At 58.9% G+C, this 14,918-nt stretch carries 15 protein-coding genes; 5 read left to right on the forward strand and 10 right to left on the reverse strand.

What is annotated here, in order from left to right; translation table 11 throughout:
* Positions 1–46 precede the first annotated feature (46 nt).
* From ACM6I5_RS12905 to ACM6I5_RS12925, 5 genes are all read right to left on the reverse strand, one after another.
* Complete coding sequence (locus ACM6I5_RS12905) at positions 47–1,612, reverse strand: GumC family protein (RefSeq protein WP_031318733.1); 1,566 nt, start codon at positions 1,610–1,612, stop codon at positions 47–49.
* Positions 1,613–1,633: 21 nt separating this feature from the next.
* The gene (locus tag ACM6I5_RS12910) at positions 1,634–2,749 is read right to left on the reverse strand and encodes a hypothetical protein (protein WP_031318732.1); all 1,116 of its coding nucleotides are present in this window, start codon (positions 2,747–2,749) and stop codon (positions 1,634–1,636) included.
* 26 nt (positions 2,750–2,775) lie between these two features.
* Positions 2,776–3,333 carry a polysaccharide biosynthesis/export family protein gene (locus ACM6I5_RS12915; RefSeq protein ID WP_414884006.1) on the reverse strand — a complete coding sequence of 186 codons (558 nt, stop codon included), beginning with the start codon at positions 3,331–3,333 and terminating at the stop codon, positions 2,776–2,778.
* 364 nt (positions 3,334–3,697) lie between these two features.
* Positions 3,698–4,195 carry a hypothetical protein gene (locus ACM6I5_RS12920; protein ID WP_017338050.1) on the reverse strand — a complete coding sequence of 166 codons (498 nt, stop codon included), beginning with the start codon at positions 4,193–4,195 and terminating at the stop codon, positions 3,698–3,700.
* Positions 4,196–4,476: 281 nt separating this feature from the next.
* Positions 4,477–5,304, reverse strand: a complete 828-nt coding sequence (locus tag ACM6I5_RS12925; RefSeq protein ID WP_414884007.1) for a cupin domain-containing protein — start codon at positions 5,302–5,304, stop codon at positions 4,477–4,479.
* A 134-nt stretch (positions 5,305–5,438) separates the two neighbouring features.
* On the opposite strand from ACM6I5_RS12925, the gene ACM6I5_RS12930 reads away from it, so the two are divergent.
* The 4 genes from ACM6I5_RS12930 (at position 5,439) to ACM6I5_RS12945 (ending at position 7,268) form a co-directional block, all read left to right on the forward strand.
* Positions 5,439–5,957 (forward strand): carboxymuconolactone decarboxylase family protein, encoded by a 519-nt coding sequence (locus ACM6I5_RS12930; protein ID WP_017338048.1) that lies wholly within the window; start codon positions 5,439–5,441, stop codon positions 5,955–5,957.
* 27 nt (positions 5,958–5,984) lie between these two features.
* Positions 5,985–6,236: a glutaredoxin 3 gene (gene grxC, locus ACM6I5_RS12935; protein WP_414884008.1), complete on the forward strand. Its 252-nt coding sequence runs from the start codon at positions 5,985–5,987 to the stop codon at positions 6,234–6,236.
* Between the two features lie 145 nt (positions 6,237–6,381).
* Entirely contained in the window at positions 6,382–6,783 is a 402-nt protein-coding gene (locus tag ACM6I5_RS12940; RefSeq protein WP_414878915.1) for a hypothetical protein, read from the forward strand.
* A 203-nt stretch (positions 6,784–6,986) separates the two neighbouring features.
* A complete protein-coding gene (locus ACM6I5_RS12945) occupies positions 6,987–7,268 on the forward strand; it encodes a DUF3303 domain-containing protein (RefSeq protein WP_017338045.1) in 282 nt (93 codons plus the stop codon).
* Between the two features lie 41 nt (positions 7,269–7,309).
* Here ACM6I5_RS12945 and ACM6I5_RS12950 read toward each other — a convergent pair whose 3' ends face one another.
* From ACM6I5_RS12950 to ACM6I5_RS12965, 4 genes are all read right to left on the reverse strand, one after another.
* Positions 7,310–8,371, reverse strand: coding sequence for a hypothetical protein (locus ACM6I5_RS12950; protein WP_414884009.1), 1,062 nt, complete (start codon positions 8,369–8,371; stop codon positions 7,310–7,312).
* A 106-nt stretch (positions 8,372–8,477) separates the two neighbouring features.
* On the reverse strand, positions 8,478–11,063 hold the full coding sequence (gene ligD, locus ACM6I5_RS12955; protein ID WP_414884010.1) for a DNA ligase D: 2,586 nt from the start codon (positions 11,061–11,063) through the stop codon (positions 8,478–8,480).
* A gap of 3 nt (positions 11,064–11,066) precedes the next feature.
* Positions 11,067–12,059 carry a methyltransferase gene (locus ACM6I5_RS12960; protein WP_414884012.1) on the reverse strand — a complete coding sequence of 331 codons (993 nt, stop codon included), beginning with the start codon at positions 12,057–12,059 and terminating at the stop codon, positions 11,067–11,069.
* A 10-nt stretch (positions 12,060–12,069) separates the two neighbouring features.
* Complete coding sequence (locus tag ACM6I5_RS12965; RefSeq protein WP_414884013.1) at positions 12,070–13,455, reverse strand: iron-containing redox enzyme family protein; 1,386 nt, start codon at positions 13,453–13,455, stop codon at positions 12,070–12,072.
* Positions 13,456–13,649: 194 nt separating this feature from the next.
* On the opposite strand from ACM6I5_RS12965, the gene ACM6I5_RS12970 reads away from it, so the two are divergent.
* A complete protein-coding gene (locus ACM6I5_RS12970; protein ID WP_414884014.1) occupies positions 13,650–14,081 on the forward strand; it encodes a cupin domain-containing protein in 432 nt (143 codons plus the stop codon).
* 9 nt (positions 14,082–14,090) lie between these two features.
* Here the strand turns inward: ACM6I5_RS12970 and ACM6I5_RS12975 are convergent, their stop codons facing one another.
* Complete coding sequence (locus ACM6I5_RS12975; protein WP_414884015.1) at positions 14,091–14,807, reverse strand: tellurite resistance TerB family protein; 717 nt, start codon at positions 14,805–14,807, stop codon at positions 14,091–14,093.
* Positions 14,808–14,918 lie beyond the last annotated feature (111 nt).

The raw sequence follows: 14,918 nt of genomic DNA on the forward strand, positions 1-14,918 counted from the left end.
TCGGTGTTTTCGGTATCGGGCTTGATAATTTCCATGTCTATATTCCTTATGCAAACCGGCCCAGCGTTTTATACGCCAACTGATCCAGAGGCATGTAGAGGAAGTGCACGAGCACCAAAAGGATTGCGACCAGCACGATTCCACACACGATCAGGCGCGTTCGCCACTTCTTGCGGCGCTCCAGTTCGGCCATGGTGTGAATGTAGGGGATGGAAACCAGTACACGTCTACCGAGCACACTGGCCAGGGCTTCAGCACCGCGCACACGCGAACTCATCATCTCGAGCAGCATCACCAGCGCGCCAGCGCCCACCGGAGCAAGCACGAAGCCCATGGCGACCACTTTCTTGCGGTTCGGCCGAACCGGCTTTTCAGGCATCAGCGGCGACTCCAGAAGAACAAAACGCTCCGCCTTGTTTTCCTGTTCCAGGCTTTCGGAAATTCTCGCGTTCATCTCTTTGGCGCGCATTTCCTCATACTTCTTTTTCGCGTTGTCATGGTCGCGCATCAGCGTGATCAGGCCGCGCTCGACTTGAGGCATTTCAATAATTCGCGCTTGGTATTCGGATATTTTCTGGACCGTCTGCTGCTTCTGATCGGCCAGTGACTTGATTCGCGCCTCGGTGGCGGCGATCCGCGTCTGAGCCCTGGATACATCCATATTGACGGGCGCTGCCGCACTACCGGCAACCATTTTGTTCGCCTCAAGTGCCGCAATCTTGCGTTTCACGGAACGCACATCGGGGTGGGCGTCGGTATACAGCGTCTGCAAACGGGCGTACTCCGCCTTGAGGCTGGCGAGGTCCTGTGGTTTGTCGGCGGCTGCTCCCGCTACTCCAGGCTTGGTCGCTACGCCGGAATTGGCGGCAATGAGCTCCAATTCATTGAAACGCAACTCCTCGCGGGCAGCCTTGTAGTCACGGTCGACCTCTTTGAGGTCGCTCTCGGCGCGGGTCAACATGTTCGTGAGCAGTTCCCGATTCTCGGGCAGTGCATCGCTGTGCTTCTCCTTGAATTCCGCCACGCGACTGTCCTGGGCATTCAGGGCAACCTCGAGCTTGTCTGCCTCCTGCTTGGCGAACTCCGTGTTTTCATTGGCGCGCTCGGTGCGCTGCCGGATGTTTTCATTGAGGAACAGCGTCACCAGTTCGTTGGCCACCTGGGTGGCAATCTCTGGCTGGCGGTGCTCAAAGGAAAGGCGAAACGCAATCGTCACTTCCCCGCGCCCCTTGATCGCGGCGCTGACCAGGGTGACGCCAATCGCATTGCGCATTTCATCGATTTTCTCTGTAACGCTCAAATTCCGGCCTTGAGTAGAGAACAAGTTGTATTTGTCGATGATCGCGGCCAGGTTTTCTCGGGTCATCACGCGCTGGCGAATGACTTCGATGCGCTCATCGGCAAAGGTGCTGTTGTTCGCCGCGACCAGCTCAGGCGAGATCTGTTGCGACTCGATCAGAATCGTGCCGGAGGACTCGAAGGTGGGCGGGAGTGACATCGCGACCGCGATGCTCACGCCAAGGATCGCTGCGCAACTGACGATCAACAGCACCGCGTGGTGCTTGATGATTGCAATGTAGTCGTTGACCGACATTTCGTATTCAGTAGTCATAGATCATCACAAAGCTGAATTTCAGAGACCGGGGTAACTATAAGTCAAGGTCAACCCGACGACATTTGCGCTGGCATCCGGCAAGCTGTCCTGCTTGCGTTCTTTGTAAGTGAAGAATAGGCGGGCATTCCAAAAAGGCGAGAGTTCCTGACTGATCCAGGCGCTGTAATTGACCAGGGTATTCGGCGTCTGCCCCTTGGTGTCCTGCCAGGAAGCATCAAGACCGGTGCGTCGGGTTTCATCGATGAGGTAACTCACGGAGCCCTTCAGGTTATCGGCCTCGACGAACCCACCGTCCCCGCTGGCGACGGTGCTACGGCTGGCATCGAAGATGCTTTCAAAGCGCTCACCGGTGTACTGCAAGTTCACCCCGCCCTCGCCTGTGGGACCGTCACCCGTGCCGGAGACTTGATTGACACCCGCGTACACCGACCCCTTGAATGCCTCGGAGACCTGGAAATTCAGGCCAACCGTGGGAGTGTAGCTATTCGAGGAAGACGCCACGGTTCCCTCATCCGGCTCATAACGCCTCACGCCAATACGGGTGAAGAGCTCGACCCGCTCGCTCCATGCATAGGTCAAGCTAAAGCGGCTTGCCAACTCGTCATAGTTGATCAGGGTGGGAATGTCGTAAGTGACATGAGTGTAGTCAGTTTCGTTGAGCAGAGTGGTCCGCTCACTGAGCGCCGTACGCCAGTTGCCCCCCACGGTATAAAGCTTTTGCGTGCCGTCGGAAGCCACTACGCCGGTTTCCTGGACCTCGGTGGAAAGCGTGGAGCTCTCTTCATAGCGGGCCGTGAGTCCATAACCACCGGTTTCGGTCTCGCGACTCCACCGGAACCTCAATCTGGGGTCTTCACGATCTGACACGATATCTGTATCGGACGAACGCACGACATACACCCCGAGACCGAACTGGAACTCATCTCGTCCGGAGGTGCCGACAAGGTTGAGGTCGGGGGCGATGATGGCGCGGGTCACGCCCTTCTCGCCACTTGTGAGCAACAGTGGATTGCTGTCGTACTCAACCGTCGAAGGCAGCGATATTGCCGGTAGCCAGGTCGCCGCAGAGGCCACACCGGAACACGAAAGGATCAGGGTTGCCGTGGCAACCCCGGTGGTTCGAAGAGAAAGCAAGGTAATCCCTAGTGCATCGCGCAAGGCTAAGGCACGACCAGCGTATCGCCGGCCTCAAGAATAAAATTGGTCGTCATGTCATCGCCGGACATCAACTCGTTGTAGTCGACACGCAGGATCTGTTGTTTTGATCCATTGAGTCGCACGACCTTGATGTCATTCTTGGCGGCGAATTTGTCGAGGCCACCCGCCATGCTCAAAACCTGCAGCACTGACGTTTGACCTGATAAGTGGACACTGCCGGGCTTCAACACTTTGCCCTGCACGTACACGAGATTACCGGCGGTGCCCGTGATAACCACGCTCACCTGCGCTTCGGGTATGAATTTTTCAAGCTTGGCCGCTATTTTCACTTCGACTGCGGTGGCATCGAGACCCACCACATCAACCTGCCCTGCCAACGGGAAGGTGATGCTTCCGTTGGGAAGAACGATCACATCCTTATTGAGTTTGTCTTCGCCCCAAACAGAAACATTGAGCGTATCACCCGGACTCAGCCGGTAGTTCGCTTCGTTTGCGACGGCATTGGAAATGCTGGGCAGGACAGCCAGCGCGCAGACCACAGGTAACCAGAAACGCAACATCGGGATCCCTCCGCCTAAGTAGCCTTGCCAAGAGTTTCACACAAAAACCAAGGCAAATCACGCTCGCAATTTTTGTCGCTCGGTAACCGCTCAACGAGCATTTTTTCGCGGCTGGCAGCGGCCATTTTTCGTCGGCCCGACGTATCCATTATCTGCAGCAAGGCCTCTAGTGAAGGAAGTTTTTTATTTAACAGTAACTTGTCGTTAAACATATGACCCCCGATGCTTACTCGCCAAATTAATAGCACTCTTTTCAATAGAGTCCGTCATTCAGCCACTACATCGCCAACCACTGACACATCAAACTGATATCAACCACTAGTATCAATGCGCCACTTAATCGCCAGCAAAATCAAACTGCTAGTTACACCTTCCGCCGGTTGGCGACCATGACAAAACCGAACAATGCCGATGAAAACAACCAGGCTGCAGCAGACAACGGAACTGCATTGGGTTGATTAACGAACGCGTCGGCTCCTCCACTCAATACTTTAGCCTGTGCATCTAAATCTGCCGTGAACTTGTCAGTATTTAGTTGCGCCATTAATCCGTCACAGGAAGTACTATTGACGGTGGCACCCACCTTGACAACAGAAGTGATAAGGTTTTTGAGTTGATCTTTTGCAGTATCAACGGAAGAAATATCGCCCAGCGAGACAGTCGCGCCAAGTTTGCTTTCGACAGTAGAAGGGGCGCCAGCCTGCCCTTCCGCTGTCGCGCCCACTTTTGGCCCGGACGCTGCACAAGAATCGGCTATGCGGTTAATTTCATGAGCCAAATGGCTCGCGTGAGCGGTGGCAATGGCCGCACCATTAAAGAGCACACAGAACAAAACGGATTTGAGAACCAGTGATGAACGCATGAAGACCGCCTCCCTGCCTACAGGGTTTTCCTGATATCGAATGAAGGATTCGTTACCCAGTTGCTTGGAGCCTATAAGCACATCGCCATTACGTCAATGGTCCGTCACAACAATAAATAAAAATAAAATTCTACGGAGAATGGCGTCAAAAAAACGCCAACAAATGCCGTTGAATACGGTTCTCTCTATTCATATGAAACGGCTCAAGCGTGGGCTTTGGGCGCTTTCCAAGGTGTGATAGACCCGTTCCGCCCCCCCGCCGAAAGGCCGGCGACAAAAAACTATCGCAGCGTCCCGTTGCGCATCCATTCCCGCGGACTGACGCCAGTCTTGCGCCGAAACGCCCGAGCCAGCGCCGAAGGGCTTTCGTAGCCCACTTCCTCGGCAATCAGGGCGATGGACTTGCCTTCACGCAAGCGTTTCTGCGCCAGGCTGATGCGCCAGCTCACCAGATAATCAACCGGCGTCTGCCCCACCACCTGGCGAAAGTACTCGGCGAAGCTGGCCCGGGACATGTTGGCTGCCGATGACAATTGCGCCACGGTCCAGGCTTTGCCCGGGGTGTCATGCATCAGGCTCAACGAACGCGCCAGTCGCGGGTCGGCCAGGCCTGCCATCATGCCGGGGCTTTGCTGATGGTGAGTCAACAGGTGCCGCAGCAACTGGATCACGAGCATTTCGAACAAGCGGTCCATCATCGCTTCGCGACCGCAAATGCCACCGAAGGCTTCGTTGAGCAGCCAGTCCAGCGTGCCGGTCATGCTGGGTATTTCGTCGAGCCCCAGCACCAGGTAATCGGGCAAGGCGGCCGCCAGCGCATTGCCCGCACCGCCATCGAAGGTCAGTGAGGCGCACACCAGTTGTGTGTCGGACGTCTCTGCAGCGAACAAGCGATGACGGAAAGGTCGGGGAAAAAAAATCAAGGTGGGCTTATTGATCTGGATATCGCGCTCATCGGCCAGCTTAAGGGTCAGGTCACCGTCCTTTAACAAATGAAGGTGCCCACACGCCTGCTCACCGTCAAAACCCGTGGTGCCACAGAACGTGCCGCTGTGGAAGGTTCCGGCACTGACGCCGAAGTGGCTGAGCAACGTAGACAAGCGATCCATTGGCAGGCTCCCGAGGGCAAATCTGGACGATCTGTCGTATATCCTCGACGATTTGCACCCAATAGACCAGCGTCCGTCAATAACATGGACTCCGTACCCAGCGCACACCGCGCAGTCATCTACGGAGATCCATCATGAGCCGCATCAATACCCTGAGTCTTGAACACGCCACCGACACCACCCGCCCGCTGCTGGAAGGTGTGCAGAAAAAAATCGGTTTTCTGCCCAATGTCTTCAAGACGCTGGCCCATGCACCTGCGGTGCTTGCGTCTTATCTGCAACAGTCCGCGACCCTCGGTAAAACATCCCTGAGCGCTACCGAGAAAGAAGCGATCTTCCTCGCCACCTCTCAGGTGAATGGTTGCGACTACTGCCTGGCGGCCCACACCCTGTTTGCCGGCAAGGCCGGTTTGTCTGCACAAGACATCCTCAGCGCCCGTGATGGCCAGCTCAATGCGTTCGCCACCCTCGCCCGACAGATCACCGAAAGCCGGGGTCACTTGAACAGCGAGCAGATCGAGGCGGCACGGGCAGCCGGTATCGACGACAGCAAGATTGTCGAAGTGATCGGCCATGTGGCGTCGCAGACCCTGACCAATTACCTCAACAACGTTGCCCTGACCGAGATTGATTTCCCGGCCATCGATGCTTGAACGACTTTCAATTCGGGAGCACCGCTTATGAAGACCGTGACGCTCTATACCACCGACACCTGCCCTTATTGCCGCAACGCCAAAGCACTGCTGGCCATTCGGGGCATTGCAGCCCAGGAATTCAACGTTCAATCAGAACCGGGGAAATTCCAGGAGATGCTCAGCCGCAGCGGTCGACGCAGCGTGCCGCAGATTTTTATCGGTGACACCCATGTCGGCGGTTTTGACGAACTGGCCAAGCTTGATCGTCAGGGAGGTTTGTTATCGATGCTGGCCTGAGGCGACGGATTTTTGTTGGGGTGCATATCCGTTGCTGCGGTAACGGATATACATCCCCAAACCGCCGCGCTTTTAACAATGCCCCCTCGAGCACACCGGCGATCCCTATGGGCAAATAAGTACACAGCGCACTATGATTGCCGCCATGACAACACCGCTGCCGATCCGCCAACCCTGCCCGCCCGGTGCCTGCATCTGCGAGCGTGAACCGCTGCTGGAAACACCCGGCGCGGACCTGCGCATCCTGTTTCTGACTCGCACCGAGGAAAGGCGCCTGATCGAACGCCTGGAAAACCTCCAGAGCCTGAGCGACCTCGAACGGTTACAGCAACGGATGTACGAGCAACTGGGCATCCGGGTAGAAGTCGCCCCGGGTTTCAACGAAGTCCGCACCATGCGCGGTATCGCCATCACCATCGCCGAACTGCCAGGCCTGTGCCGCAAAACCCGCCAGGCGATCCCGACCGCCATTCGCCGCGGTCTGGAAAAACGTCCGGAAATCGCCTACGAACTGCTCAACGCCAACGACCTGTTGCGCGATACCTGACGGTCAGGCGCCGCGATCAATTCCAGATGCAATAAAAGAGGATCAGCGGTCATACGCGAACCGTTCCGCGCTGCTATGCCTTCTCATGGGAGCAATTGCTTCAGCCCTGTCAGGGAGACACGGGAAACAGGCGTGGCCGTGGTCCCGGCGCCAGCCAGGCGCGCAAAGAGCAACAGGTGCCAGTCCGTAGCAGGAGGTGGCAAATGTTATTCATGGTGAGTTGGTCGATCAGTCCGCAAAACCGTAACAGCGTGATCAAGCGTTTCCTCGAAACCAAAGGGGCACCACCCGCCGGCGTCAAGATGCTGGGGCGCTGGCATGCCGTCGGCGGCTCGAGCGGTTTTGGCATCGCAGAAACCGATGATGTCGTACAGATTCAAAAGTGGGTGCTGGAATGGAATGACCTGATGAACATGGAGGTGCATGCGGCACTCACCGATGATCAGGCCGGGCCGCTGCTGGCGGCGGCTGTCAGCCAGCAATAAACGTTCGGGGCGGCGAGTGCCGCTCGCCGCCCGGCACCCTGTCAGCGTTTCCAGCACTCTGCATAACGCGCGCACACCCCGTACTGCCGATCCATTTGCGCCATCCGGTCGAGATGGTGATTGATGGTTTCGAGCAACAGATTCTGGCTGGTCTGGACGTAAAACTTCGCCATCGTCTTGCGCTCTTCGAACGCCGCAAAGTGCGTGGGCCTGGACGCCTTGTCCTCAGGGTGTGCCCATTGTTCCAGTTGCTGATCGGTCAGTCGTTGCAGGCGCAGACGGTATTTGTCGCTGTAACGCTTGAACGTTTCCGCCTTGTTTCCCGCCGCTTCTTCGTCGAAGGCAATCAGGTTCTGGCGGTACAGGGTCCAGTAATCGTCCGGCAGGGTAAAGCCCAGCTTCGCCTTGCGTTCGGCAATCAGCTTGTCGAGTTTTTCCGCTGTGTAGCGTTCGCTGCTGTCCTTGGCCGGGTCCGGTTTCATGCCGGCGATGGTCGCACCGTCGAAGATCCGCTCTATCAACATCACCCGCTGAGGCGTGTCGGGGAGCGCGGGCGGAAGCGCCGGGAATGACGTGCCGCGACCGACACAGGCAGGCAAGCCCTTGTCCATGACCGGCATCGGCAACCGCACCGCACGGCCATCGATGCGCTTCAACTGATTCAACAGCACGCCGCAACGGCCGTCGCGCAGATTTAACGTCACCTCGTATTCAGCATTGCGCTCGGGTGTCAGGCTCAAACTGGTGACACACACCCAGTTGCTGCCACTCGTGGCGAGGTGCAGGTAATTATCCTGGTCGGGTTTGACCTTGATCTCCAGATAGCCCCTGGCATCGGCCGGCGGCGCCACACTCATGCCCACCCGACGCTCGGTATCACGGGCGTACAGGTTGTTGAGTTCACCGGTGACTCGCCCCTGACAATGTTCCGGATCGTAGTAGTAGAGCTTCGCATTGCTGGTGTTGGCGATGAAGCGCACCTTGGCGGCGTCGGGCTCGGTGGCATCGGTGTAAGTGTCTTTGACGGCGCAGCCGCTGAGCAGAGCGGACAGAAGCGCCGCGACAGCAATGACGCGTGTGGAGCGATTGAAGGAAACCGGCATTGGATCGTCCCTGACGCGCGAAGGCTATGGAGAGGGCGCGATGCTACTAAAGGGCCACCACCCTGTCCATCGCGCACATCAGAGCATATTAATCCGGCTGAAAAGGCTACTTCTTCATCCCCACCCGCCGCCGCATCTCGGCGGTAATCGTCTGTTTCGTTTTCTTCAGGTCGGCCCAAGGCCCGTCGCCCACCTCGGCCAAGCGCTCATGCACCGTGTGGATGTTCCACTGATTGCCGCCCTTGAGCCCGGCCACCTCCTCGCGAAAGATCGGCACCGACACCGGCAGCCCTTCGCGGGTGCGGGCGGCGTAGGCACAAATGGTGGTGGCGCCGAGGCCGTTGCGCAGGTAATCGATGAAGATCCGACCCACCCGGTTCTTCGGCCCCGACACCGCGGAAAACCGTTCCGGCAACAGTTTGGCCATGTGACTGACGATGGCGTGGCTGAAATCCTTCACTTCATCCCAGCCGAGCTTGCGGGTCAGCGGCACCACGAGGTGAATGCCTTTACCGCCGCTGGTCTTGAGAAAAGCCTTGAGCCCCAGCTCATCCAGCACCGACAGCGTCAGCTGAGTCGCCTCGACCATGCTTTTCCACGGCAGCGCCGGGTCCGGGTCGAGGTCGAGAACGAAGCGATCGGGCTTGTCGAGGTTGTCCGACGTGGCGTTCCAGGTATGCAGCTCGACGGTGCTCATCTGTACGGCACCGATCAGTGCTTCGGCGCTGTTGATGATCATGATCGGCTGACCGGTGAGTTCCTTGTCGAGTGTGGTAATCCCGGGAATGGCCAGGCGTTCGGCGTTCTTCTGGAAAAACAATTCACCGGCAATACCGTCCGGCGCACGAACCAGCGCCACGGGCCGGTCTTTCAATTCGGGCAGAATCCATTCGGCGACGCGGGCGTAATACTCCGCCAGCTGCACTTTGGTCGTGCCGCTGCTGGCGTCGATGACCCGGTCCGGGTGAGTGATCCGCACCTTGCCCTCGCCCAGACCGAGTTGTGACGGCGCCGGTGCGGCTTTTTCCGAGCTTTTCTTTTGGCGGGTGGCAGGTTTTTCTGCTGTGCTTTTCTTCACCACTTTCGGGCGCTCCTCGGTGATGTCTTCGGCCGGCTTGTCGTCGCGCAGGCCATGGAACACGGCGTGGCGCACCGAGCCTTCCTTGGTCATTTCGGCAAAGGCAATCTCAGCCAGCAGAACGGGTTTGAGCCAGTGCACACCTTTGGCGTCAAAACCGGTCGGTGGATTGACCACTGACGGCTTCCTGGTCTGCAACGGTTTCAGTTGCTCGTAAATGCTCTTAAGCGTTGTCTCGTTGAAACCGGTGCCGACCTTGCCGGCATACCGCAGCTGACCGCTGTCCCGGTCGTGCAGCCCCAGCAGCAACGCGCCAAACGCATTGCGCGATCCTTTCGGATCGGTGTAGCCGACTACCACAAATTCTTGTCGGTGCTTGCACTTGAGCTTGATCCAGTCGCTGCTGCGACGCGACACGTAAGGCGAGCCCAGGCGTTTGCCGATCAGCCCCTCCATCTGCATCTGGCAGGCGCTGTTGAGCAAGGCGTCGGGCTCTTCGGCGAACGCGTCGGAGAACCGCAACAACGGATCTTCATTCGGCTTGAGCACCGTCGCCAGCGCGACCCGACGCTCTTCGACCGGCACCTCGCGCAGATCCACGCCATTGAGGTAAGGCATGTCGAACAGGTAGTAAAGAATATTGCCGCTGCGCCCGGAGTCGAAGGCGTTTTGCAGCGCTTGAAAGTCCGGCACGCCCTGCTCGTTGGCAACCACCATTTCACCGTCAAGCCAGGCCGATTCGAGTTGCAGCGAAGCCAACGCCTCGGCTTGTTTCGGCAGTTTATGGGTCCAGTCGTGACCGTTGCGGGTGAACAGCTTGACCTCGCCATGGTCGATGCGAGCCATGATCCGATAACCGTCGAACTTGATCTCGTAGCTCCATTCACCGTCCGGGGCTTTTTCCACCAGCGTCGCCAGTTCGGGTTTCATCAGGTCCGGCATTTTCGCTTTGTGCGCACCGGTAAGTTGCGCCGCCTGTTGTTTAGCCGCAACTTTGCGCGCCGGTTTTTTGATGGGCTTGGGTTTGTCCGCTGCTTTCGGTTTTTTCGCAACGATTGTCCGGTCACTGAGCACACTGTCCGGCTCGGCGGCGACCACGTCGTAATCGCTTTCGGGTTTGGCGGCGCTGTCCTGATGCTTGATCAGGAACCATTGCTCCTGCTTGCCCGGCATGTGCGTACGCACCAGGTTCCACAGGCCGCCGAGCTTCTCGCCCTGCAGTTCGAATTTGAGCTTGCCCTTGGCGTAGGCCTTTACCGGGTCTTCCTGCGGAATCCAGACACCACGGTCCCAGACAATCACGTCACCGGCACCGTAATGCCCTTCGGGAATGCTGCCCTCGAACGTGGCGTAATCCAACGGATGGTCTTCGACATGCACCGCCAGGCGCTTGACCTTGGGGTCCAGAGACGGGCCTTTCGGCACCGCCCAACTCTTCAACGCACCATCGAGTTCCAGGCGAAAGTCATAATGCAGGCGCGAGGCGTCATGTTTCTGGATGCAGAACTGCAAGGCGTGATCTTTCGCGGCTTTCTTGCCCGAATGTTGAGCGGCCGGCTCAGAGGTCGCCGAGAAGTCGCGCATGCGGTTGTAGTCATCCAGGTTCTTGTTCATGGCTCACTCACCTGTGGCTGATTCAACGCTGCCCCCGATGCCCGGAGCGAAACGCGTAACGATCAGCGCGACCACTGCGATCCGCTCCACCCTTTGGTAGTCGGGCATCAACAGTTCTTCGCCAAACACATCGGGATCGATCTCGCGATAGGTCCAGCCGAACCGGGCCGAATCCAGGTACGGCGCCAACGCGGCGATAAACGGATCGCAGCCGTCGACCATTGCCACTCCGGTGTATAACACCAGCGAACCGCCAGCGGTCAGCCGATTCAACGCCTGCTCGACAATGCGCACCGACAATTGCGCGCCAAGCGCCCCGCCGCCGTGGCGATAGGCACGCTCGGCCGGGTCGGCCATGTAGGGCGGATTGGCAACGATCAGGTCGAATGTGCCGTCGACATCCTGCAGCACATCACTGGTTTCAATACTGACGTTGGCCACTTCGGCGAGCGCAGCATTCACAGCCGTCAGGCGGAGCGCCGCCGGGTTGATGTCGACCGCCAGCACCTCGGCCTCACGGCGTGCGCGAGCAATCACGATGGCGCCGACGCCAGCGCCGCAGCCGATGTCCACGGCGCGTCTGATCGGCGCGAGACGCTGTTGCAGATGGGCGTGAATCAACTGGGCAAAACGGTAGGTATCCGGACCAAAGAACACTGCGTCGGCCGCGTCCGTGGGGAATCCGGAATGCACGAACAGCAGGTCATCGAGGCTGGACCAGCGTACTCGGCTTTTCAGCCGGCCATTGCTCTCTTCGAGAACGCCCGCCTGTTGTAATTGCCGCTGTTCGTCCGCCGATAACAGACCCGGCTCGAATGGCCGCGACCAACCGAACACCTCGCGCAGGGTCCGGGCACTCTGGCCGAACGCGCGGTCATTGACTCGCTGATGGGTCAGCGGCGTCGGGGTGATAAAGCGGTAACCGTCCGCTTGCAAGCGGCGCCCCAATTGCAGCAAGGCCAGATCCGCAGCCCCCAGTTGTTCTTCCTGATTCATGCCGTGCACCCTATCGAAGGCTGGATTTGAGTTCGATGAATCGCCGCGTGGCCATCAGGCCGGCAGGATGGGCATGTCGATGGGCCGACAGCCACGGAATCAGCACCGGCATTTGCTCGGCGGCGGACAATCCTTCCAGCGCGGCTTGCAGGGTTTGAATATCCGGGTCGCTGGCGGGCAACACCGGCTCGACCGCGCCACTGCTCAGGCGGCGAGCCGCAGGTGCTGAACGCTCCGCTGTCCAGTCACCCGAGATCCAGTCGTGCAGCAGTTGCTTTTCGTAAGGACTGAACACACCGAACATGGCCGCACCGTCGCCATCAATCAACTGCCAGAAGCGGCTCTCCTGCGGGTCCTGATGACGTTTGATCCAGCCCTTGTTTTCCATGGCATCGAGAAAACCTGGCAACTGCTCCGGCGAGGTCAACCATTGATTGACGGTCTTGCCCTCGAACCGGCAATAGTCGGAATGCATGTGCTGGCCGAACGGGCGTTTGCGTTCCAGCATGTTCAACACTTCAGCGTAAAGGTCGAACGACTCGATAATCGCGCGACTGCCCTGCCCCAGGTCATTGAGCCGGTAGCCCAGCGCGACCCTGCGCAAAAATTCCTCGCGATCACCTTCGATCGGCAGCAGTTGCAGCACCGATTGCACTGCTTTTTGCGCGTGCCCGGTGCTGGCATTGTCGATGGTCACGTGCAAGGTGAAGTAATACGGATCGATACCCAGTTCGCTGAGCTCGTAGGCGCTGATCAACAAATGCAGCGGCAGCTGTTCGTAGCCGAGGTTGTAGCCGATCACTTCTGGCAAAAAGTCGTCGGCGCATTCGCCCAGCGCCAGTTGAATCGCGCCTTGCAGGTAATGCTCGTCGGCAATGACGCCGCTGTCCTGCAAACCGAGTTCGGCGAGAAGCTTGCGGTAGATCACCACATGATTCTGGGCTGGGTTGCCATCGCCCAACTCCTCCAGATAGGTGCAGATCAGCCCTTCGAAACGCGGGTCGCGCCAGTGCTGCAACAGGCCGTACAACCAGGCACCGTCCACCAGTTTGGTCGGGCTGACGGCTTGCAGGAAGAACAGCGCGTGGGCCTTGTTGCTGAAGAACTGCCGTGGCCCGCCTTCCTTGCGGGCGCTCAGGTAATCAGCATATTGGCGCGCCACATCGGTGCTGTGCTGCTCGACGAAGGATTGCAGGGCCGACACGTCCTCCGGTATTTCTTCGGGAAGGTCTGCGGACCGTTGCAGTTGCGCTTTCAGGAACGTATTGCCGAGTGCGCGGCGTTGCTCGGCATCGTCGCCCAGCAGTAACTGTTCATAGCACTGCTTCAGGCTGCCGGCAGTCGGGATGGCGTGCTCGTGGGAAGGCTGGGCTTCAAGTCGTGTCAGGGCAGTCATGGGCGCATCTCTCGGTCTATGGCCAGTGGCAGGACGCTGAATCATCACGTCTCTAATTCAGCAGAGCGATTTGCCCGGAGAAAAATTCAATCGGGGTTGAAATTACCCTGACAGACGGCCTTGCGCCGCCGCACCCGGCGCGGTTCGAGTGAATATACTCAACCGGGTGTGGACTCATCTTCGGGAGAGCAGTCATGCGAACGGTTCACGTCATCGGGTCTGGAAAAACCCCCAGGCCGGTCAATGTCGTGGGTGAGGCGATCACGATTCTCGCGGGCGGTGATCTGAGCAAGCCCTTTGAGGTGCACATCCAGGAAGGCGTGCAGGGAGGCGGCCCGCCACTGCACTTTCATCCTTGGGATGAGGCGTTCTACGTGGTTGACGGGCAGGTGGAAGTGACGGTCGAGGGCACTTCCACCACCGTCTCGGCCGGCGGTTACGTGCATATACCCGGTGGGTCCATCCATGCCTACAAGAACATCAGCGCCACGGCGAAGATGATCGGCGTGGTGTCTGATCCACGGGGCGGCCAGTTCTTTGCGGCAGTGGACCGGCTCAGGGTGCCGGAGGATTTGCCGCAGATACTGGAGATTGCCGAAGCGCACGGGGTGACGTTTCTGGTGTAGGCCGACCGGTCAGGCCGCGCCGCCCTTGGCCTGCTGTTCCAGATGCACCTGCAAATCCGGATCGATCTGCAACGCCGCCGCCAGTTCATCGAGGTAGCTGCGTTCGGCGTCCTGCTGATCGTCCACCAGCATCACGCTGGCCAGGTACATTTCCGCGGCTATCGCCGGGTCCGTCGCCGCCTCCGCCACATTGGCGGCATCGAGCGGACGGGCAACTTCATTGTCCAGCCATTGCTGGAGTTCCGGGTCATCGGTGTGGCGGCCGAGTTCAGTGCTGATCATCTGTTTCTCGGCGTCATCGATCCGGCCATCGGCCTTTGCCGCTGCTATTAATGCTCGCAGGACGGCGTGGCTGTGATCCTCGACTTCCGGGCCGGATAACAGGTCCACGGTGCGGGGTGCCTGTTGCGGCGCGGCCGCCTGGCTGCGCTGCCAGGCCTGATACGCTTGAAAAGCCATCATGCCGAGGGAGGCCAGCGCCGCGTACTGGGTGCCGCCACCGGAGCGCCGCTGGGTTGAACCGCCCAAGCCGGAGCCGCCGCCGAGCAGTCCTCCCAGCAAACCGCCCAATCCGCTGTTTGCACTGCCCCCTGCGCCCAGCAGGCCCCCGAGCAATCCGCCAAGACCGCCACCCATGCCGCCCTGGCCTGGTACGCCGCCACCTTGCTGTGTCATCGAGCCCTGGCCGGCTCGCAGGAGTTGTTCGAGCAAATCGCTGGTATTCATGACGACGTCCTCATGGGTTGGGTCAGGCAACGATAGTCCTCGCAGGCTATTGCGCCAGCACCGTTTGGCTGACTTCGCGGGCGATCTGAATCAATGCGGTGTCTGGACGTC

This window comes from Pseudomonas sp. IT-P171 (genome assembly GCF_949767765.1).
Lineage (GTDB): Bacteria > Pseudomonadota > Gammaproteobacteria > Pseudomonadales > Pseudomonadaceae > Aquipseudomonas > Aquipseudomonas fluorescens_B.